Source organism: Devosia sp. Soil_C_22, from assembly GCF_057657195.1.
The window spans coordinates 16,164-36,641 of record NZ_JBDGIY010000002.1; the positions used below are offsets into that span (position 1 = coordinate 16,164).

Below are 20,478 nucleotides of genomic sequence, written 5' to 3' on the forward strand. Positions count from 1 at the left end.
TTCACGGTGGAGGACCCGCTGTGGCACGATCTCGCCGTGATCCTCCCCTGCGCAGCGGGGGAGGGGGACCGCCGAAGGCGGTGGAGGGGGCGGCCACACGCACCGGCTACACGACAGGTTCGCGACAGCTTGGTGTGATGTGCTACGAGAATGGCCGAGGGCAAGAGCTCCGGCCGGGAGTCTGGGAGGACCCCGCCACGCATCCGCTTAGCCCCCGCCCCGCATCCTTGTGGGCTGCGACGGCGTTTGGCGCGTGGTGAGGAGATCCGCACCGGATTTGGACGGCGGCACGGCCGCCATGGAGGACACCATGAAGCATTTCGTTGCGACAGCAATCCTGGCAGGCGCGCTTGCCCTGCCGGCCGCGGCCTTTGCCGCCGACTACACCATCATGGCGCCGGCCGCCCCGGGCGGCGGCTGGGACCAGACTGCCCGCTCGCTGCAGGAGGCGATGACGGCCGAAGGCGTGTCGGGCAATGTGCAGGTGGTGAACGTGCCGGGCGCCGGCGGCACCATCGGCCTCGCCCAGTTCGCGCAGGAAGCCAATGGCGATCCGAGTCGGCTGATGGTCGGTGGCTATGTGATGGTCGGCGCGATCCTGACCAACAAGGCCCCGGTAACCCTCGATGCGGTGACGCCGATTGCGCGCCTCACCGGCGAGTATGAAGTGATCGTCGTTCCCGCTGCCTCGGAGTTGCAGACGCTGGCGGATCTCTCGGCCAAGCTGAAGGCCGATCCGGGCAGCGTGTCGTGGGCCGGCGGCTCGGCCGGCGGTACCGACCACATCACGGCGGGCCTGTTCGCCAAGACGGCCGGGGTCGACCCGAAGCTCGTCAACTACATCGCTTTCTCGGGCGGCGGTGAAGCGCTGGCCGCGGTGCTGGGCAACCAGGTGACCGTCGGCATTTCCGGTTATGGCGAGTTCCAGGCGCAGGTGGAGGCCGGCGCGCTGCGCGTGCTCGGCGTTTCGGCGCCCGAGCGTGTCGCGATCATCGATGCGCCGACCTTCAAGGAAGGCGGCGTCGACCTCGTGGTGCAGAACTGGCGCGGCATCTGGGCCGGTCCGGGCCTTTCGGCCGAGCAGACCGCCGCCATCACCGCCGATGTGGAAAAGACCGTGAACTCGGCCAGCTGGCAGAAGACGCTCGAGACCAAGGGCTGGATCAATACCTGGCTGGCCGGCGACGAGTTCAAGACCCAGCTCGCCACCGAGATCGAATCGACCACCGCCATCCTCAAGGAAATCGGGCTGGTGCAGTAATGAGCGAGCCGATGGCTCACAGCGAAACAGAGCGTCGCCCCGACCGGGCGGCGCTTGTCATTGCGGCGGGCCTCATCGTCCTGGGCGGCATCGTCGCCTGGGATGCGTCCCGTATGGGCACCGGTGGTGCCTATGCGCGCATCGGCCCCCAGACCATTCCCTTTGTCATCGCCATCTGCCTCGTCGGGCTGGGCATCTGGACCGCGTTCGAAGCCTGGCGCGGCGATTTCCCCGAGCGCGAACCGCAGGACCTGCAGCCGGTGCTGTGGATCGTCGGTGGCCTGCTGGCGCAGCTAGTGCTGATCCGCTTCACCGGCTTTTCCATTGCCACCGGCCTGCTGTTTGGGCTCGTTGCCCGCGGCTTCGGCGAGCGGCGGCTATGGCTTTCCATTCCGGCGGGGATCCTGATCTCGGCCGCGGTCTGGTTCCTGTTCGCGCGGGGCCTGCAACTGACTTTGCCGGCCGGTCCTCCCGAACAGGCGTTGATCGCGCTGCAGCAAGCACTTCTCGGGGGACCGGCGCGGTGAACACGTTCGAGCTATTGATGCAGGGGCTGCAGACGGCGATCCTGCCGATGAACCTGCTCTATGCGCTGATCGGGGTGACGCTGGGCACCGCCGTCGGCGTGCTGCCGGGCATCGGGCCGGCCACGACCGTCGCACTACTGCTGCCGGTGACCTACAAGCTCGACCCGGCCGGCTCGCTGATCATGTTCGCGGGCATCTATTATGGCGGCATGTATGGCGGCTCGACCACCTCGATCCTGCTCAACACGCCCGGCGAGAGCGCCTCGATCGTCACGGCGCTCGAGGGCAACAAGATGGCGCGCGCCGGCCGCGGCGGCCCGGCGCTGGCGACCGCCGCGATCGGCTCGTTTATCGCCGGGCTGATCGCCACGATCGCGCTGGCTTTCCTTGCACCCTGGGTGGTGAGCATCGCGCTGGCCTTCGGGCCGCGCGAGTACTTTGCGCTGATGGTGCTGGCCTTCATCACCGTATCGGCGGCGTTCGGGGAATCGAGCCTGCGCGGGTTGATCGCACTGTTCATCGGGCTGACACTGGGGCTGGTCGGCATCGACATGCAGACCGGGCAGGCCCGGCTGACCTTCGGCGTGCCGGACCTGCTCGACGGCATCGAGGTGACGACGCTGGCGGTGGCGATGTTCGCCATCGGCGAGACGCTGTTCGTCGCCGCTCAGGGCAAGCGCGCGCCTTCGACAGTGGAGCCGGTGAAGGGCTCGCTGTGGATGACCGCGTCGGACTGGGCGCGTTCGTGGAAGCCCTGGCTGCGCGGCACGGCGATCGGATTTCCGATCGGCGCAATGCCGGCCGGTGGCGCCGAGATCGGCACGTTCTTCTCCTATGCGGTCGAGAAGAAGCTTTCCAAGCACAAGGAAGAGTTCGGCAATGGCGCCATCGAGGGTGTCGCCGGGCCCGAGGCGGCCAACAATGCGTCGGCTGCCGGCACGCTGGTGCCGCTGCTGACGCTGGGTCTGCCGACTTCGGCGACGGCGGCGATCATGCTGGCGGGCTTCCAGCAATATGGCCTGCAGCCGGGGCCGCTGCTGTTCACGTCGAACCCCCAGCTGGTGTGGGGGCTGATCGCCTCGCTGCTGGTTGCCAACCTGATGCTGGTGGTGCTGAACCTGCCGTTGGTGGGCCTGTGGGTGCGGCTGCTCGCCATTCCCAAGCACTGGCTCTATGCCGGCATCCTGCTGTTTGCGACGCTGGGCACCATCGGCGCCAACCCATCCGTCGTCGAACTGGGCATGCTGCTGGTGTTCGGGCTGCTGGGCTTCGGCCTGCGCGTGTTCGGCTTCCCCATCGCGCCGGTGGTTGTCGGGCTGATCCTGGGGCCGATGGCCGAGCAGCAGCTGCGGCGGGCGCTGGCGATCAGCCAGGGCGACGTGCTGGTACTGGTACAATCGCCGATTTCGGCCGTGCTGCTCGGCATCGCGCTGATCGCGCTGGTCGTGCCGCCGATCCTTCGGGCGCGCGGGCGCGGCAAACTGCTGGCGGCCATGGCATCGGACGGGGACTGAGGTACGGACGGGTCACTGCGCGTGGTCGCCCCCTCCACCGCCTGTGCGTAAAGATACCCCCCACCCTGTCCCTCCCCCGCAAGGGGGGAGGTGACCTGCACTCGCAAGTCCTCGTCCCACGAGCACCGCGGGCTGTTCGAGGGTCTCCCTCCCCCCTGCGGGGAGGGGACAGGGGTGGGGTATCCTCCAGCTCGGATGCCTGCATCCACCGCATGCCTCGCTTACCCGGAAACCCGCTACCGAACCGCCGGCCGTCTCCCCATTTGAGGTGGGAAAGGGAGACCTGAGATGAACACTCGTTTCTTCGACCAGACTACCGGCTTTTTCGCTCTGCTCGGTGCTGCCAGCCGCGCCGCCGCTGCGACGGCGGCCAGCCGGGCGCCGAGCAACGAGACGTTGCGCGCGCTCGCTATCGACCCCGATCAGTTCCGTCGCATCGGCCGCTAGGCTAGTGCTTCGATTTGGCGGTGAACACGCCGTCCCACCCGGCTGCGGGCGGGTCGGCTCGTAGCTCGGCGATGCGCTCGGCGTAGATCTCGTGGAGCTTTTCGACCTCGTGCGCGCCATGCGCACGGGCCCTTGCCAGCGCCGCTTCGGCGCGGTCCGGATCGGCGGCGCGATAGGCCGCGATGAGTTCCGCGTGATCCGCCGCCAGCGCCCGGAAACCCTCTGACTTCGCGACGGTTTCATCGCCCACCAGGGCGTGAATCGGCACCGGTTCGGCGCGCCCCACGACCCGCACCAGATCCACCTCGAGGAAGGCCAGTTCAGGCGCCGCCTGCCGTGTCGACTCGGTGGCGAGGATGGCGACGCCGTAGCCCTTGGTGAGCCCTTCGACGCGCGAGGCAAGGTTCACGCCGTCACCGATGGCCGAATAGGAGAAGCGCTGCGCCGAGCCGAGATTGCCGACGCAGCAGGGGGCCGAGTTGAGCCCGATGCCGACCTTCAGCGGCACATCGCGTCCGCGATTCAGCTCTTCGAGCGAGCGCACCATGCCGAGCGCGGCGAGGCAGGCCTTGCGCTCGTGCTCGGCGATATCGAGCGGGGCGTTCCAGAAGCACATGATGGCGTCGCCCATGTACTTGTCGATCGTCCCCTCGCTCGCAAGGAGGATATCGGTCATCGGCGTGAGGAAGCCGTTGAGCAGCGCGGTGAGCTCGGTCGGGTTCATCTTTTCCGACATCGAAGTGAAGCCGCGGATATCGGAGAACAGCACGGTGAGATCGCGCAATTCGCCGCCGAGCGCCAGCGCCTGTGGGTTGGCGGCGAGCCGCTCGACCAGCGTGGGTGACAGATAGCGGCCGAAGGCGCCGCGCACGAACTGGCGCTCGCGGTCGGAAAGCAGCAGCACGATCGGCGTGGTGACGAGGAAGCTCAGGGCCACGGCGAGGCCGGGCAGCAGGGGATCGAGCAGCAGGCGCTGGGTGGCAAAAGCCCACCACGAGGCGCCGACCGCCGAGGCGATCAGCACCAGCGCGACACCCGAAGTGATCAGAGCCCCGGTGCGGCCGGCAAAGGCGAGCAACACGAGGCCGAGCGCCGCGGCGGCCGCGACTTCGGCACCCGGGGCCCAGTCTGGACGCGTAAGGAAGACCTGCCCCACCACCTGGTCGATGATCTCGGCATGCACCCGCACGCCGGGGGTGGAATAGCCCATCGGCACCGAGACGATATCGCGCAGGCCGACCGCGCTCGTGCCGATCAGCACGATGCGGCCACCGACCGCCTGCTGCAGCGCGGCCATGTCGCCCGACAGCACCTCGGCGGCGGGAACGGTCGGCATCGAGGGGATACCGGAATAGTAGATCCAGAACTCGCCGGCGGCGCCGGTAGGCACGTCGAGCGCGCCATCGCGCAGCGCCACCATGGCCGGGCGGCCGGTATCGGCTTCGCCACTGGCCCCGGTGGAACGGATGACGTAGCTGCCCGCCCCCTGCGCCACGCGCAACGCTTCGAGCCCGAGCGAGGGATAAAGGTTGCCCTGGGCGTGGAAAACCAGCGGCACGGTGCGCACCACGCCATCGACGGCGGTGGGGAAGGAGAACGAGCCGATACCCTGTGCCGGGCCGATGATCTCCGGAATGTTGCCGATGCCGCCAGTATAGGCCGGCAGGTAGGTCTTGGGGTCGGCGCCGCCGAAGGCGAAGCCGCCCTTGGGTGGCGGCAGCACGGTATCGGTTTCGTTGCTGATGGCAACGCCGAGAGTGACGCGGTTGCGGGCGATGGCCTCGGCGAATACCGCGTCGTTGCTGACGGCGCCGCCGGCGGGGAGCGTCACCTCGGCGCCGCCCTGGCGCAGCAGCTCGGCCTGCGCCGCCATGGAGGTGCGATCGGGCTCGGGGAAGACGATATCGAAGGCGATGGTGGCAGCGCCCGCCTGCCCTAGCCGGTCGACCAGCTGGGCCAGCGTAGTGCGCGGCCACGGCCACTGCCCCAGTTCGGCAATCGAGGCCTCGTCGATATCGACCACGGCCACCGGCGCGGCGGCCTCGGCCCGCGGCATCAGGCGCTGGTAGGTATCGAAGACGAGGTTGGTCAGCCGGTCGAGCAGCGGGCGCTGCAGGGCGCCGAAGGTGAGGACGGCGGCAAGGGTCGCAATGCCGGCGATCCACACGGCCAGCGCCCGGCGCTTGTCGGCGCGCGAGCGGGTGCGCTTGAGCGGGCCTTTCAGCATCGGTGTGCGCCCGGTCGGAGGGACACGCTAGTGCGGCGTATCCTGCTGGCCGAAGAAGATGCCGCTGGCGCTGTATTCCGGGCCAAGGGTGAAGCCGAAATTGCCTATCACGCCCTGCGCGGCATCCGGCCCATCGTTGACAAATGCGCCCTGAGCCGCACCGACCGTGTCGCCGAATGGACCATCCGTCAACCTACCGAAAAAGCCATTACCTTGCTCGGGCGCGTCGAGATCACCCATGAGGTGGATGCCGCCACCGTCGCCAAGATTCTCGCTGTCGAAATGCTCGATGTGGATGACACCATCACGATCCGCGAAATTCCATGACATGCTCAGGTCGCCAGTGGCGGTATAGCTTGGGCCGTCCTGGCCGTAGGGATTGGTGACCCGGCCGATTGCGTCGCCGGAATAGCTGGCCTCGACATTGGTGGACAGGGCCAAATCCTCGAGTTGGCCGGCCGTCGTCAGGTCGCCGGTGACCCAGTTGGCGTTGTCGACGCTAATGGCTACCGGCTCTTCATCGACCGTGCCTTCCGCCTCCAGGCTCCAGAAGCCCCAGCGAATGAAGTCGCAGGCGCACTCGATCTCCAGGTTCTGGCGATCCTGTTCCGTCGCCTCGCGAATGCTGGCCGAAGTCACATCGATGGTGATCGGCGGCTGCCCCACGATCGGCGGAGTGACGGTTACTTCGCCCGCCGAGCTGTCATAGACAAAGAGCTGACAGTTATCGCAGTCGAGTGTGGTCAGCACCATCGCGATGGCAATCGGATCGCCGTTCGGAGCAAAGGCCACCTCCGCGTAAATGGGCGCATCGCTGTCTTCGTCATACGGAACGAAGCCGGGCAAGGCTCCAGCCTCACCGAAGCCTGCGGCGCCCAGCTGCCCTGCAGCGAAGCCGGAGTGGATCGTCGGCTGCTGGCCGAGATAGGGGCGAATCTCGTCGTAGGTCGCGGCGGCTTCGAGCAGCGCCTTCAGCTCGCTCTCGCTCAGCCCCGGCGGATCGTCGGGCTGGTTGTTCTCGGCGAATTCGGAGTTTCCGACTTCGTCGTCGGTCGGGCCCTTGGGGGCGCCGCCCTTGGTGCCGGGTTTGCCGGCGAGGGCGGCCTGGATCTGGCTGCCCCAGCCGGGCGGGGTCTTCATCACTTCGATCGCGCCACCCTCGCCCAGCACCAGCGAGTAGCCGGCGGCGTAGAGGCGGCCGAGCAATTGCTGGCCCTGCGCGAGCGTCACCTCGTTGCCGAACAGCATGTCGATATGCTGCGGCGTGCCGGACGGCGGATCGAGCACGACATCGACCATGGCGCCACGAATGCCCATGGTGCCGACCGGGGTGTTGAGCGTCACGCCACCTTCGGTCTTGGAGGTCTGGCCTCCGATGAAGCGCAGCACGCCCTTGGTGAAGCTGGCGGTCACCTGCGCGGTGCCGGCACTGGGATCGTAGACGAAGCTGTCGATGACGAGGTCGGAGTTCGGCCCGACCATGAAGGTGGTGCCGTCGCCGAGCAGAATCTGCACCAGCCCATCGCCGCCGGTCTGGATGCGCTCGTTGTAGATGACGCTGTCGCCGAGCGAAATGGTGCGGACATTGCTGCCCACGGTGCCGTTGGCGGACTGGTTGACGGCAGCGGTGACGCCGACATTGGTTTCGGCGAGCGCCGGGACAGCAAGCAGCAGGGCAGCGGCGGCGGCAGCGATGAGGCGCATGGCTAGAACCTCTTGCTCAGGCCGAGGCTGGCGGCCAGGTTGTCGTAGTTGGAGAGGTCGTAGTTGGAGTCCGAAATCGAATAGGTGACGTTGGAATTGAGCAGCACGCCATCGGCGACCGGCACGGCAACGCCGGCGGAGACGTAGCTCACCTGCTTGTCCTCGGCGTCGGGGGTGACCATCGCCGGATCGGGCGCATCGGCGAGCTCGCGTTCGAGGCCGCCGCTGAGCGTCACCGACCACGAGCTCTTGCCGCCCGAACTCCAGCGCACGCCGCCTGATACACCGCCCTGCCAGGTGGTGTGGTAGTCGACCGAGGCGACCTTGCGGTTGAGCTCGAGCGCGGCGAACAGCGCGACATCGGGGGTCAGCAGATATTCGAGGCGCGAGGTGCCGCCATAGGTCTGGCCGGTGCGCTCGGACGATGTTGGACGCAGGTCGCTGTCGAAATATTCCTCGTGCTTGGCATCGACGCCCAGGACGAAGCGCGTGCGCGCATCGAGCAGCAGCGTCAGATCGGCGCCGAGGCCCGCCGACGCGATATAGGGATCGCCGCTCATCAGCGCCGCGCCGAAATCGCCGTGCAGCGCCAGCCGGGCGTTGTCGATGCCGATCGAAGCGAGGTTCAAATCGGGGCCGAGCTGCAGCTGCACCACGCCGGTATTCAGCTCAGTCTGCTCGGCATAGAGAGCGCCGTAGCCGTAGAGGTCGAAGACGAAGCGGTCGCCCTGACTCTCGAGGTCGATCGAGTTGTAGAGGCGGCCGGTGACGTAGCCGTTCCAGTCCTCGTCGCCGAGGGCCGCTTCGTTGAGAGTGAACTCGAAGCCGCCCAGATCGATGAAGGGAGAGCTCGGGCCGGCATTGGCGTTGGTCTGGTAGCGCACGCCGACGCCGAACTGGCCGAAGGAGTAAGCCCCCTCGGCGCGCGCCTCGATGGTCGCCATGTAGGCGCCGATACGAGCGCGGATATCGTCGGGGACCTGCGGCTGGTCGAGCACGGTGGTGAAGTAGGACTTCGCGGTGTTCCACGAGTTGAGCCGGTAGTAGAGCACGCCGAGCTCGAACTGCAGACGCGGCAGGCCGGGCGCGAACACCAGCATGCGCTCGAGCGTCGAGATGGCGGCCTCGAGGTCGCCGGCCCGCTCGGACAGCGCCGCATATTCGAAGGCGAGATCGAGATTGGACGGATCGGCAAGCATGCGCTGGAACAGCTGTTGCCGGCGGGTTTCGAGACCGACACGGTCGGCGGCCGTCACATCGGCTGCAACATTCTGGTTGGTCGTGGCGTCGGTCGTCTGCGCCTGCGCAGCCGGCATCAGCGCCAGAACCAGCGCCGGGACGACCCAATAGCGCCCGTGCCCCCAAAGCATCTTCGAATTATCCCAAGCACCGCAACCTGCCCGCGCCTGCAGGTATATATTTGGTCGAATGGCAATGTACTGGCGCGTCCCGGACGGCGACAATCGCCTGACTCAGAACCGGCTGTCAAACCCCGTTAACGAATTGAATACGGTCGGTTCTTTTCGGCAACATGCGCGGGCTACGGCGCTCTGCAACTTGTGCAGAGCCACGAAGGCGTGATCCGCTTGAGCCGCCGAGTGTTGCCCTCGCGCACTCGACAGGATGGAGCGATTGCGCTTGAAGCTTCAAGGACTAAGCCGTCCATGAGGCCACAATTGACGACCCGTCGCCTATTTCTCGCCAGCAGCGCAGCCCTGCTGCTCGCTGCCTGTTCTTCGACGCGCACCGAGCGCCGCCTCGGTGACGGCCTGACCGTCATCGACGTACCGGAGCCGTGGGCCAGCCATTATTCGCGCCGGATCGACAACGGCTTCGAAATTCCCGGCATCGACATCCGCCGCATCCCGCAGCAGTTCTGGCGGCAGGAAGTCGACTATGCCGGCTCGGAACGGCCCGGTTCGATCATCGTCAACACCACGCAGCGCTTCCTCTACCTGGTTCAGCCGGGCGGACGGGCGATGCGGTACGGCGTAGGCGTCGGGCGCGAGGAAGGGCTGAACTTCCGTGGCTCGGCGACGATCCAGCGCAAGGCAGAGTGGCCGCGCTGGACGCCGACCGCCAACATGATCAAGACCCAGCCGGATCGCTATGCCCAGTATGCGGCCGGGCTCGAGGGCGGTCTCCGCAACCCGCTGGGCGCGCGGGCGCTCTACCTGTACCGCAACGGCAGGGACACGCATTTCCGCCTGCACGGCACGCTCGAGCCCTACACGATCGGGCAGAGCGTTTCGTCGGGCTGCATCCGGCTGATCAACCAGGACATCATCGACCTCTACAACCGGGTGCCGACCGGCACGCGCGTCACGGTCGTTTCCTGACGGCTTGATCCAGATCAACGCGCGGCGGCCGTGTGCATGGTCGGATGGCTTCGTTCATCGGAGCCACCTGCCGTGCCCCCAGAAGCCATCATCGCCGTCATCGTCGTTGCCTGCGCCTTCGGCGCCTTCGCGCTAACCCTGGCCTGGGGCCATAGCCGGGCCGGCAAGCCGCCGACCAACTGATCTCCCCCTCGCTCGCTGCGGCGTCATACCTGCTGCGGTTCGGCCGCGACCACGCTATGGTTGCGGCACGATGGGCGAACGCCAGGACATTCACAACTCGGAAATCCCCGTGCTTTGCCGGAGCTGCGAAGCGCGGCACCGCGGGCTGTGCGGCGTTCTGCAGCCCGACGAGTTGGTCCGGCTCGCGCGGCAGACGCACAAGTCACGCCACGAGGGTGGCACGGAGCTGATCGGCGAGGGCGCCGAGATCGACTCCTATGCCAATGTCATGCGCGGCGTGGTGAAACTCTCCAAGGTGCTGGAGGATGGCCGCCAGCAGGTGGTCGGACTGCAGTTCGCGCCCGACTTCCTCGGCCGGCTGTTCGGCAAGGAAAGCCAGGTGACGGCGGAAGCGGCGTCGAGCGTCGATCTGTGCGTGGTGCCGAGCAAGGCGCTCGAACGGCTCGTTGCCGAGACCCCGGCACTGGAGCATCGGCTGATGCAGCAGACGCTGCGCGAACTCGACGAGGCGCGCGAGTGGATGGTGACGCTGGGCCGCAAAACTGCGCAGGAGAAGGTCGCCAGCTTCCTGTACCTCATTGCCACCCATGCCGACCCCACGGCCGGCGCCGATGATGGCCCGGTGGCCTTCGAACTGCCGCTGACACGCGCCGATATCGGTGATTTCCTTGGACTCACCATCGAGACAGTGTCGCGGCAACTGACCCGGCTCAGGCAGATGGGCGCGATCTCCATCGCCAACCAGCGGCAGGTCGAGATCGCCGACCTTGACGAACTGAAGGCCCTGTGCGGCTGACCGTGGTCAGCTGCGCAGCTCGGCGATGCGGCCGGCACGCAGCTCGAGCACGCGATCAAAGACCGTCGGGATAGCCGCATGCGTGATGACGATCGCCGTGCGACCCGCCGTCAGGCGCGGCAGGTCGGCGAGGAAGGCGGCTTCCGCGGGAGCGTCGAGGCCGCTGGTCGGCTCGTCGAAGACGAGTATATCGGCCGGCGACAACAGCATGCGCGCCAGCGCTATGCGGCGGGCCTGGCCGACCGACAGGGTTCGCCCCGCCTCACCCACCACGGCATCGAGCTGTCCGGACAGGCTGCGCACATGGTCGCCGAGCTGCACCGCGTCGAGCGCGCTCCATAGCTCGGCATCGCCGGCCTCGAAATTGCCGACGCGCAGGTTGGCGCGCACCGTATCGAGAAACACAGGGGCGTCCTGGGTCATCAGCGCAACACGGTCGATCAATGCATCCGGCCCCAGCTCACCCAGGTCGCGCCCATTTATACGGATTGTCCCGGCTTGCGGCTGGGCGAGGCGCAACAGCAGCTGCGCCACGGTCGACTTGCCGGCGCCGCTCGGGCCGATGATGGCGACGCATTCGCCCGTCCGGACCGCAAGATCGAAGTCCTCGATGACAGGATGGGCGGGGTCATAGCCGAAGCGGACATTTTCGAAACGCACCTCGCCACCAGGCGGCAGAGCCCTCGGATCAGCGGATGGCGCGATCGCGGGAGCGCTGCCGGCGACCTGCTCGAGCCGCTCGGCGGCGGCGGCCGCAGCAGCAAGACGCGTGGCGCTGCGGACGAGCATGGCCGAAGCCTCAAAGCTTGCGACCACGGCCAGTACCAGGCCCGCCATCAACGGTCCGTCGATGGTACCGCCGGTCAGCGCGGCAAGTCCGGCAAGCACGGTGCCGACGAGTGCACCTCCTGCGAGAATCTGCACCAGCCCGGCGGCGAGGGCGGCATTGAGGCCGAGCCGGCGCCGGGCGGCGGCGAGGCGATCGGCGGCAGCTCCCGTCTGCCCGATGACGGTTCCCCGGACCTCGAACAACACGAGATCCTGATGGCCATCGAGGCCGTCGAGCACAGCCTGACGCAGCTCGGCGGTAGCTTCCACGGCCGCCATGCCGGCGCGGCGCGAGGCAAGGACCAGACCGATCGGCACCAGCAGCACCGCAGCGAAGAAGAGCAGGGCATACACAGGCGCGGCGGCGGGGAGGAATGCGGCGAGCACCACCGTCACCGCGCCGCCGGCCAGCACCGCGGTGCTGATCGGGCCGAGGGCGACGAGGAACAGGGTGTCGAGCGCCTCGACATCGGCGAGCAGCCGGCCAACGAGATCGCCACGGCCGAAGCGGCGGCCGAGCGGCACCAGCGGGAACAGTTTTGCGAACAGCCACACGCGCAGGTCCGACAGCAGGCGCAGGGTCGTGTCGTGGCCGCTGAGCCGCTCGCCATAGCGGGCGGCGATGCGGATAAAGGACAGCGCGCGGACGCCCGAGGATGGTACGAACAGGTTGAACATCGCGCCGGCCGTGCTGAGGGCTGCGGCGGTGAGGAACCAGCCCGACAGTCCCAGCAGGCCGATGCCGGCAAGGATGGTGATCAGCGACAGCAGCAGCGTCAGCAGCAGCGCGGCCTTCACGCGGCCGAAGAGCGGGGCGAAGGCGAGGATGGCCCTCATGCCGCACCTGCCTTGCCGAGGGCGACCGCGGGACGCGGGGCCGGTAGCAGGCGGCCGCCGGCAATGCGATAGACCTTGTCCATGCGCGCGGCGACAGCGAGCGAGTGGGTGACGACGAGCAGGGTCTTGCCCTCGGCAAAGGCGAGCAGGTCGTCGAGGACGTCCGACTCCGTCGCCGCGTCGAGATGGGCGGTCGGCTCGTCGAGGAGGATCAGGCCGGGGTCGCGCAGGTAGATGCGGGCGAGCGCGATGCGCTGGATTTCGCCACCCGAGAGGCCGATGCCGTCTTCGCCGATCCGGCTCGAGAGTCCGCCTGGCAGCTGATCGGCGAAGTCGGTGACATGGGCGCGGTGCGCGGCCTCGCGCAGGGCGGTGTGATCGCAGCTCTCGCCGCCGAGGCGGATATTGTCGGCGATCGAGCCGACAAACACGCGCGGGCGCTGACCGAGCACGGCGAGGCGCTGGCGCAGCTCGGCTTCGGGGATCTCGCCGAGCGGTACATCGTCGAGGCGGATGCTGCCGACGTAGGGGCGGAGGCCCGCCACGGTTTCGAGCAGGGTCGATTTGCCGATGCCACTGGTGCCGAGAATGGCCACCCGGTCGCCCGGCGCGAGGGTGAGGTCGACGCGTTCCAGCACCACGGTGCCGGCAGGCGAGCGCACGGAGAGGCCGGCGATCTCGAGACGGGAGGGGCCAGGGTAGCCCCGTTGCTCACTCATACGCCGGGTCATCCCCGCGGAAGCGGGGATCTCCGTTTGCGGTGGTTGTGGCGGAACAGAGATTCCCGCTTTCGCGGGAATGACATCGTGGCGAGTTAGTTCCGGCAGCTCGCCAAGCTCGGCCTCCAGTTCCGCCACGGCCGCCTTGGCGGCGGCGCGGTCATGGTAGTGCGCGGCGAGGAGACGCAGCGGCTGATAGATCTCGGGGGCCATCAGCAGGCAGAACATGCCGGCCGCCAGCGTGAGTTCGGCGCCGCCGCGCAGCGATACGAGGTCGAGCAGGGTGAGGCCGATATAGAGCGCAACCCCGGCAATGCCGAGCGCGGCGAAGAATTCGAGCACGGCGGAGCTGAGGAAGGCGATGCGCATCACCCGCATGGTGCGCCGGCGCAGCTCCTCCGACGCCTTCCGCACGCCGGCGATCTCGCGTTCGGCAGCGCCGAACAGTTTTAGCGTGGTCAGCCCGCGCAGCCGGTCGGCGAAGCGGGCACTGAGCCGGTTGAGCGCGGCGGCCTGGTTGCGGCTCGCCGCCTCGGCGCCCCACCCGACCAGCGCCATGAAGACCGGGATGAGCGGGGCAGTGACGAGGAAGATCACGGCGACGACCCAATCGACCGGAAAGATCACCACGGCGAAGGCCACCGGCAGAAGTGCGGCCTGCACCATGGCCGGCAGGTAGCGGGCGAAATAGCCGTCGAGCGCCTCGACCTGCTCGATCACCGCGCTCGACAGCACACCCGAGCTCTTGCCGGCGGTCCAAGTCGGGGCGCGGTGCATCAGCCCCGCGAACATCGACTTTCGCAACCCCGACTTGATCTGCTCGGCGAAGCGCACCGCGAGGATCTCGCCGCCGACGCCGAGCCCGATGCGGACGAGGAGGATGGTGGCGAGGAGTGCGACCGAGGGCCACAGGGCGGCGAGCGCCGCACCCTCGACGATGGCACGATGCAGCACGCCGGCGAGCACCCAGGCCTGCGCAAGCAGCAGCAATCCTGCGGCTGTCGGAAGGATGACGACTGCCGCCAGCAGGCCGCGGTCGCGCTGCGCCAGGCTGCCCAGCCAGCGCCCGCGTGCGACAATTTTCGCCTTCTCGTCCATGGCCCGTTCCGATGAATAACGTCCGGCTACGTGCAATATAGTGAACATGCGTGGCTTTGATCTGGATCAAGGTGACGCGGCCAGTGTGCACCTATGGCAGCAGCGTGCTGGCAGAGCCGGAAAACACAAGGCAAGCAACCAATGGCCGACCCCCTAGTCGTCGATCTATCGCGCATCCAGTTCGCCGCGACGGCGATGTATCATTTCCTGTTCGTGCCGCTGACGCTCGGGCTCTCCATCATCATCGCCATCATGGAGAGCGTCTACGTGATGACCGGGCGCACCGTGTGGCGCAAGGCGACGCTGTTCTGGGGCACGCTGTTCGGCATCAACTTCGCCATGGGCGTCGCCACCGGTATCGTGATGGAGTTCCAGTTCGGCATGAACTGGAACTATTACAGCCACTATGTCGGCGACGTGTTCGGCGCGCCGCTCGCTATCGAGGGCCTGATGGCCTTCTTCCTCGAGGCGACGCTGGTCGGCCTGTTCTTCTTCGGCTGGAGCCGGCTGAAGCCGGTGGTGCACCTGGGCGTCACGTGGGCGATGGCGATCGGCACGAATTTCTCGGCGCTGTGGATCCTCATCGCCAATGGCTGGATGCAGAACCCCGTCGGCGCCCGCTTCAATCCCGACACCATGCGGATGGAGATCACCAACTTCATGGAGGTGGTGTTCAACCCGGTGGCGCAGGCCAAGTTCGTGCACACGGTGTCGGCCGGCTATGTGTGCGGCGCGGTGTTCGTGCTGGGCGTCAGCGCCATCTACATGCTACGCGGCAAGCATCTCGACCTCGCCAAACGCTCGATGGTGGTGGCGGCGAGCTTCGGCCTTGCCTCGGCGCTGTCGGTGGTCGTGCTCGGCGACGAGTCGGGCTATGTGGCGACCGAGCACCAGAAGATGAAGATCGCCGCCATGGAGGCGATGTATCACACCGAAGCGGCGCCCGCCGGGCTGACGCTGTTCGCAATTCCGGGCAGCGACGGCCGCCCGGCCTTCGAGGTGAAGTTCCCGTGGGTGCTCGGCATCATCACGACGCGCTCGTTCGACCGCGACCTGCCGGGCATTACCGAACTCACCGAGCATGCGGCGCTGCGCATCGCCAACGGCATCGAGGCCTACAAGGCGCTCAACGCCATCCGCGCCAACCCCGACGATGCGGCGGCACGCGCCACGTTCGAGGCCAGCCAGCAGGATCTCGGCTATGCGCTGCTGGTGAAGAAATACCGCCCCGACGTCGAGAACGCGACCGGCGAGGAGATCGTGCAGGCCTCGCTCGATACCGTGCCCGACGTGTGGCCGCTGTTCTGGAGCTTCCGCCTGATGGTGGCGTGCGGCTTCTTCTTCATCGGCTTCTTCGCGCTGTGGTTCTACAAGTCGGCGGTACAGAAGCTCGACAGCCAGCGGTGGCTGCTCTGGGCCGCCGTCGCCGCCCTGCCCCTGCCCTGGCTCGCCATCGAGGCCGGCTGGTTCATCGCCGAATACGGACGACAGCCCTGGGTGGTGGAGGGCGTGCTGCCGACCTTCTATGCCGCGTCGGGCCTCCATTTGTGGGATCTCATCATCTCGCTGGGCTTCTTCATGGTGCTCTACACCGTGCTGCTAGTGGTCGAGCTCTGGCTGATGATCCGCACCATCCAGCACGGGCCGTCCGACAGCTCGGTGCTCGATGCGCCGGCCGAGCCGGTGGAGACCATGGAGCCCATCGTCCCTGCCGCGTCGATCGATGCGATCCCCGCCAAGTAAGGAGCAGCGAAATGGACGTCATTCCTCTCGACTATGAAACGCTGCGCCTCGCCTGGTGGGCCCTGCTCGGCATCCTGCTGATCGGCTTTGCGATCCTGGGCGGCATGGACCTTGGGGTGGGGACGCTCTACCCCTTCGTGGCCCGCACCGACGAGGAGCGGCGCGTGCTGCTCAACCTCGCCGGGCCGACCTGGGAGGGCAACCAGGTGTGGCTGATCGTAGGCGGCGCGGCGATCTTCGCCGCCTTCCCGCCGCTCTATGCGGTGAGCTTTTCGGGTTTTTACATCGCGATGATCGCAATCCTACTGGCGCTGATCCTGCGGCCGGTCGGCTTCAAGTATCGCGGCAAGGTGGAAAACACGCGCTGGAAGGCGACCTGGGACTGGGCCCTGTTCATCGGCGGCTTCGTGCCCTCGCTGGTGTTCGGCGTCGCCGTCGGCAATCTGTTCCTCGGCGCCCCCTTCCGGCTCGACGACACCCTGCGTGTCGCCTATGAGGGCAACTTCTTCGGGCTGCTCACACCATTCGCGCTGCTCGCCGGCCTCATCAGCGTCGGCATGCTGGTGACGCAGGGCGCGACCACCATCGCCATGCGCACCGAAGGTGAAATGACCGAGCGTGCCCGCTGGATCGGCCGCATCGCGGCCTTGGCGACGCTGGTGCTGTTCGTGCTCGGCGGGGTGGTGGCGCTGTTCGTGCTCTCGGGGTACCGGATCACCAGCGAGATCAATCCATTCGGTCCGTCCAACCCGCTGCTCAAGACGGTAACGATCAAGCCCGGCGCCTGGGGCGCGAACTACGCTGCCATGCCGTGGACCATGGCGGCGCCGATCCTTGCGGTGCTGGGCAGCCTCGTTGCCTGGTTTGCGCTCGGCGCGCGCTGGAAGCTCGTCGCCTGGCTCGGCTCGAGCGCCGCGATCTTCGGCATCATCGCGACGGCCGGACTGTCGCTGTTCCCGTTCTTCCTGCCCTCGTCGGTCGATCCCAACGCCAGCCTGACGCTGTGGGACGCCTCGTCGAGCCAGCTGACGTTGTTCATCATGCTGCTGGTGACGGCATTCTTCCTGCCGATCATCACCATCTACACCGGCTGGGTGTATCGCGTGATGCGCGGGCCGGTGACGGCGACGAGCCTCGAGAAGAACCCCAACGCGTACTAGGAGCGCTGCGAGATGTGGTATTTTTCCTGGATCCTCGGCCTCGGGCTCGCCTGCACCCTCGGGATCCTCAACGCCATGTGGTACGAGTTCCGCGACGCGGAAGGCCATGCCAAGGCGGCGCCGGACGCTGATCGCCCGGCGCCCTGAAGCAGGTCAGGGCCTTTGCGGCAGCACCCACCGGGTGATCCCCGCGAAAGCGGGGATCACCGTTTGGTCTTGCGCGGAAAACAGAGGTTCCCGCTTTCGCGGGAATGACACCGCGCCTGATGGCACCATCCGTGGCACCGCGCCTTACGGCTCGAGGCTGTTCTTGTAGATCTTGCCGTCCTTCATGATGACCACGAAGTTGTCGGGATCGGCGACCAGTTGGAGATCCTCGAGCGGATCGCCCTCGACGAGCAGCAGATCGGCGTAAGCCCCCTCTTCCACCACACCGAGCTTGCCGGGATAGGGGTTGCGCGGGCCTGAGAGTTCCAGCAGCTCGGCATTGGTGCTCGTCGCCATGACGAGTGCCTCAGCCGGCGTATACCAGCGGATCAGCGAGGCGAGGATGGCGCCCTGCTGCTGGGCCAGCGCCTGTGAGAACAGCACGTCGGTGCCCCAGGCGGTCTTGATGTTGTACTTCTTGGCCAGTTCGTAGGTGCGCGAGATGCCGGGGAAGACGGCGTCAGCGCCTTCACGCTGCACCGTGCCCTCCGGAAAGCCGAGGCGCATGGCTTCGGGCAGGGGCTGGAGGCTCAGCCAGATGCCCTTCTCGGCGATGAGCTGGGCGGTTTCCTCGTCCATCAGGAAACCATGCTCGATCACCTTCACCCCCGCCTCGATGGAGCTCTTGATCGCTCGCGAGGTGAAGGCGTGGGCGGTGACATAGGTGCCCCAGTTGTCAGCCGCTTCCACCGCAGCCCGCAGTTCCGGGACGGTGAAGGTCGAGACGTCGACAGGGCTGAACGGCGACGAAACGCCGCCACCGGCGGTCAGCTTGACCTGGGATGCGCCCTGCATCAGTTGCTCGCGCGTGCGCAGCCGCACCTCGTCAGGACTGTCGGCCACCGCGGCGCCACCCACGGCTTCCACTCTGGACATATGGCCGCCAATGGTGCGCGGCAGCTCGTGGAGCGGCCGGAAATCGCCATGGCCGCTGGTGACGGTGATCATGGCGCCCGAGGGATAGATGCGCGGTCCGGGGGTGATGCCCTCGTCGATGGCGCGCTTGAGACCGAAGACCGGGCCGCCGACATCGCGCACGGTGGTGAAGCCGCGCATCAGGGTGTCCTCGGCCTCGTCGGCCGCCACCAGGTTATTGTACCCGACATCGCCGTTGATGCCCTGCTCCGGCGTATTGCGGATCAGCATCGCGTGCCAGTGCGCATCTATCAGGCCCGGCATCAAAGTACGGCCGCCGCCATCGATAATCTCGGCGCCATCGACTTCGATGGGATCGGTCGAAATCGTGTCGATCAGATTGCCGCGCACCAGCACGTTGCTGGCCGGCGACAGGGTGTCGCTCCGGCCGTCAAATACTCTAACGTTCTCGTAAAGAGTCAGCGCTCCGTCCTGCGCAAATGCCGGCATCGCCAGCGCTGAGCAGGTCAGCAGGGCTGTCAATTTCAGGGTAATTCGTATTCCGACGCTCAAGAACACCGCATTGCTCCACGATAGAATAACATCGCGAGCTTAGCATGGGAGGCAACTGCCGTCCCCAACCATGAACGGTGGGCCGACGAAAGCTTTAATCTACTTGCAGGGGCGTGCTTCCGGACATGCTCGTTGCCGCCTACAAGCAGCACGCCGGCCGGTCCCGAGCCGCGACCGCTCAGGAGGGGTCGCGGCAGGGGTGGTATGCCTTGGACAGGCCAATCAGCCGCGAAAACCCCTGGCTTCGGGGACGATCGCAGCGATCAATTCGTCGATCTCGCGCTGGGTGATGGGATCGATCGCAGTGGTTGGACTGCGCACGAAGGCGGTGCGAATGATGCCGCGCCGGACCAGCAGCTGCTTGTGCATGGCGTAGAAGATGTCGCCACCCTGGTTGCCGAGGCGGTTGACCGCCATGATGGTGGCATCGAAACGCTCGCGTGCGGCCTGCTCGTCACCGGCCTGGAAGGCGTCCCAGACGGCGACGAAATCGGCGGGCTGGCTGCAGAAGGGCATGGTGCCATGGGCGCCGCGCCGCATTTCCTCGATGAAATAGCTGCCACCAGCGCCGCCAAAAATGGTCAGTCGCTCGCCGACCGCCGAAGCCATGGCCTGAACCTTGGAGGTGACCGGCTGGGTTTCGACCTTGATGTACTTCACGTTACGGCAGGCATCGGCGATGCGGAGCGCGAGGCCGGGCGGGACCGGGCCCTGCACGACATCCTGGAGGATGATCGGAATGCCCACGGCGGCGTCGATGGCCTTGTAGTAGTCGAAGATCTCCTCGGCGCTCACCGGCATGAACGAGGGCGGGATAACCATCAGCGCGTCGGCTCCGGCGGCCTCGGCGGCCTTCGAGTAGAACACCGCGAGGTCGGTGCCGGCGGCGCCCGAGTTGATGATGACCGGAACGCGGCCGTTCACGGCGCCGACAGTGGCGCGGGTGATCTGCGCCCGCTCGGCCTCGTTGAACTTGAACACCTCGCTGCCCAGCGCCACGCCGAGGCCGTGGACACCGGCGGCGATGTTGAACTCGATCAGGCTCGACAGGCTCTCCTCATCGATGGTCCCGTCGAGGTGGAACGGCGTGACGAGGATGGGCACTACGCCCCTGATAGCGGAAGTCATGGGCATAGCTCTCAGCGATTTTCGAAGTTGAACATCTCCTCGACCGGGTATTGCACCGGCGAGAAATCGGGATTGGTTTCCATGTAGGGCGCCATCATCTCCCACCAGCGCCAGGTGAGATCACTCGGCTTGCTGTCGGCGGGCGGGGCGCTGTCGCGCTCCATGTAGGCGAACAGGTCGAGCCCGTGGCGGTAGATCGAGAAAGTGCGCACGCCGTCGCGCTTCATGTTCTCCAGCATCTCGGGCCAGATCTCGTCGTGCTTTTGCTTGTAGATCGCCTCGTTGCCGGGCTTCAGCTTCATCATCCAGGCGATGCGGACCATGGTCGTTTC

At 66.9% G+C, this 20,478-nt stretch carries 17 protein-coding genes; 9 read left to right on the forward strand and 8 right to left on the reverse strand.

What is annotated here, in order from left to right; all coding sequences use genetic code 11:
- The first annotated feature begins 310 nt into the window (after positions 1–310).
- From AC3A6I_RS17100 to AC3A6I_RS17115, 4 genes are all read left to right on the forward strand, one after another.
- A complete protein-coding gene (locus tag AC3A6I_RS17100; protein WP_487545067.1) occupies positions 311–1,261 on the forward strand; it encodes a Bug family tripartite tricarboxylate transporter substrate binding protein in 951 nt (316 codons plus the stop codon).
- Positions 1,261–1,788 (forward strand): tripartite tricarboxylate transporter TctB family protein, encoded by a 528-nt coding sequence (locus AC3A6I_RS17105; RefSeq protein ID WP_487545068.1) that lies wholly within the window; start codon positions 1,261–1,263, stop codon positions 1,786–1,788. Before AC3A6I_RS17100 ends, AC3A6I_RS17105 begins: the two co-directional genes overlap by 1 nt.
- Complete coding sequence (locus AC3A6I_RS17110; RefSeq protein ID WP_487545069.1) at positions 1,785–3,302, forward strand: tripartite tricarboxylate transporter permease; 1,518 nt, start codon at positions 1,785–1,787, stop codon at positions 3,300–3,302. The genes AC3A6I_RS17105 and AC3A6I_RS17110 overlap by 4 nt, the downstream gene beginning before the upstream one ends.
- 288 nt (positions 3,303–3,590) lie before the next feature.
- The gene (locus tag AC3A6I_RS17115) at positions 3,591–3,749 is read left to right on the forward strand and encodes a hypothetical protein (protein WP_487545070.1); all 159 of its coding nucleotides are present in this window, start codon (positions 3,591–3,593) and stop codon (positions 3,747–3,749) included.
- Between the two features lies 1 nt (position 3,750).
- On the opposite strand, the gene AC3A6I_RS17120 is transcribed toward AC3A6I_RS17115, so the two are convergent.
- From AC3A6I_RS17120 to AC3A6I_RS17130, 3 genes are read right to left on the reverse strand one after another with little or no spacing between them, the layout of a single operon-like run.
- Entirely contained in the window at positions 3,751–5,976 is a 2,226-nt protein-coding gene (locus AC3A6I_RS17120) for a CHASE2 domain-containing protein (protein WP_487545071.1), read from the reverse strand.
- A gap of 27 nt (positions 5,977–6,003) precedes the next feature.
- Positions 6,004–7,680 (reverse strand): FecR family protein, encoded by a 1,677-nt coding sequence (locus tag AC3A6I_RS17125; protein WP_487545072.1) that lies wholly within the window; start codon positions 7,678–7,680, stop codon positions 6,004–6,006.
- A 2-nt stretch (positions 7,681–7,682) separates the two neighbouring features.
- On the reverse strand, positions 7,683–9,050 hold the full coding sequence (locus AC3A6I_RS17130; RefSeq protein WP_487545073.1) for a surface lipoprotein assembly modifier: 1,368 nt from the start codon (positions 9,048–9,050) through the stop codon (positions 7,683–7,685).
- A 306-nt stretch (positions 9,051–9,356) separates the two neighbouring features.
- Between AC3A6I_RS17130 and AC3A6I_RS17135 the strand changes: the two genes are divergently transcribed.
- Together AC3A6I_RS17135 and AC3A6I_RS17140 are read left to right on the forward strand one after the other, a co-directional pair.
- A complete protein-coding gene (locus tag AC3A6I_RS17135; RefSeq protein WP_487545074.1) occupies positions 9,357–10,019 on the forward strand; it encodes a L,D-transpeptidase in 663 nt (220 codons plus the stop codon).
- 253 nt (positions 10,020–10,272) lie between these two features.
- Positions 10,273–10,998 (forward strand): Crp/Fnr family transcriptional regulator, encoded by a 726-nt coding sequence (locus tag AC3A6I_RS17140; protein WP_487545075.1) that lies wholly within the window; start codon positions 10,273–10,275, stop codon positions 10,996–10,998.
- 6 nt (positions 10,999–11,004) lie between these two features.
- On the opposite strand, the gene cydC is transcribed toward AC3A6I_RS17140, so the two are convergent.
- A complete protein-coding gene (gene cydC, locus AC3A6I_RS17145; RefSeq protein ID WP_487545076.1) occupies positions 11,005–12,663 on the reverse strand; it encodes a thiol reductant ABC exporter subunit CydC in 1,659 nt (552 codons plus the stop codon).
- Positions 12,660–14,480: a thiol reductant ABC exporter subunit CydD gene (cydD, locus tag AC3A6I_RS17150; protein WP_487545077.1), complete on the reverse strand. Its 1,821-nt coding sequence runs from the start codon at positions 14,478–14,480 to the stop codon at positions 12,660–12,662. The genes cydC and cydD overlap by 4 nt, the downstream gene beginning before the upstream one ends.
- Before the next feature lie 141 nt (positions 14,481–14,621).
- On the opposite strand from cydD, the gene AC3A6I_RS17155 reads away from it, so the two are divergent.
- From AC3A6I_RS17155 to cydX, 3 genes are read left to right on the forward strand one after another with little or no spacing between them, the layout of a single operon-like run.
- Positions 14,622–16,223, forward strand: a complete 1,602-nt coding sequence (locus tag AC3A6I_RS17155) for a cytochrome ubiquinol oxidase subunit I (RefSeq protein ID WP_487545078.1) — start codon at positions 14,622–14,624, stop codon at positions 16,221–16,223.
- Between the two features lie 11 nt (positions 16,224–16,234).
- Positions 16,235–17,383: a cytochrome d ubiquinol oxidase subunit II gene (cydB, locus tag AC3A6I_RS17160; RefSeq protein WP_487545079.1), complete on the forward strand. Its 1,149-nt coding sequence runs from the start codon at positions 16,235–16,237 to the stop codon at positions 17,381–17,383.
- Between the two features lie 12 nt (positions 17,384–17,395).
- A complete protein-coding gene (gene cydX, locus AC3A6I_RS17165; RefSeq protein WP_487545080.1) occupies positions 17,396–17,530 on the forward strand; it encodes a cytochrome bd-I oxidase subunit CydX in 135 nt (44 codons plus the stop codon).
- 144 nt (positions 17,531–17,674) lie between these two features.
- Here the strand turns inward: cydX and AC3A6I_RS17170 are convergent, their stop codons facing one another.
- The 3 genes from AC3A6I_RS17170 to AC3A6I_RS17180 all read right to left on the reverse strand — a co-directional run bounded on the left by AC3A6I_RS17170 (position 17,675) and on the right by AC3A6I_RS17180 (position 20,469).
- Positions 17,675–18,955: a metal-dependent hydrolase family protein gene (locus tag AC3A6I_RS17170; RefSeq protein WP_487545677.1), complete on the reverse strand. Its 1,281-nt coding sequence runs from the start codon at positions 18,953–18,955 to the stop codon at positions 17,675–17,677.
- A gap of 285 nt (positions 18,956–19,240) precedes the next feature.
- The gene (locus AC3A6I_RS17175) at positions 19,241–20,146 is read right to left on the reverse strand and encodes a dihydrodipicolinate synthase family protein (RefSeq protein WP_487545081.1); all 906 of its coding nucleotides are present in this window, start codon (positions 20,144–20,146) and stop codon (positions 19,241–19,243) included.
- A gap of 11 nt (positions 20,147–20,157) precedes the next feature.
- Positions 20,158–20,469 carry an L-rhamnose mutarotase gene (locus AC3A6I_RS17180; RefSeq protein ID WP_487545082.1) on the reverse strand — a complete coding sequence of 104 codons (312 nt, stop codon included), beginning with the start codon at positions 20,467–20,469 and terminating at the stop codon, positions 20,158–20,160.
- Between the last annotated feature and the right edge of the window lie 9 nt (positions 20,470–20,478).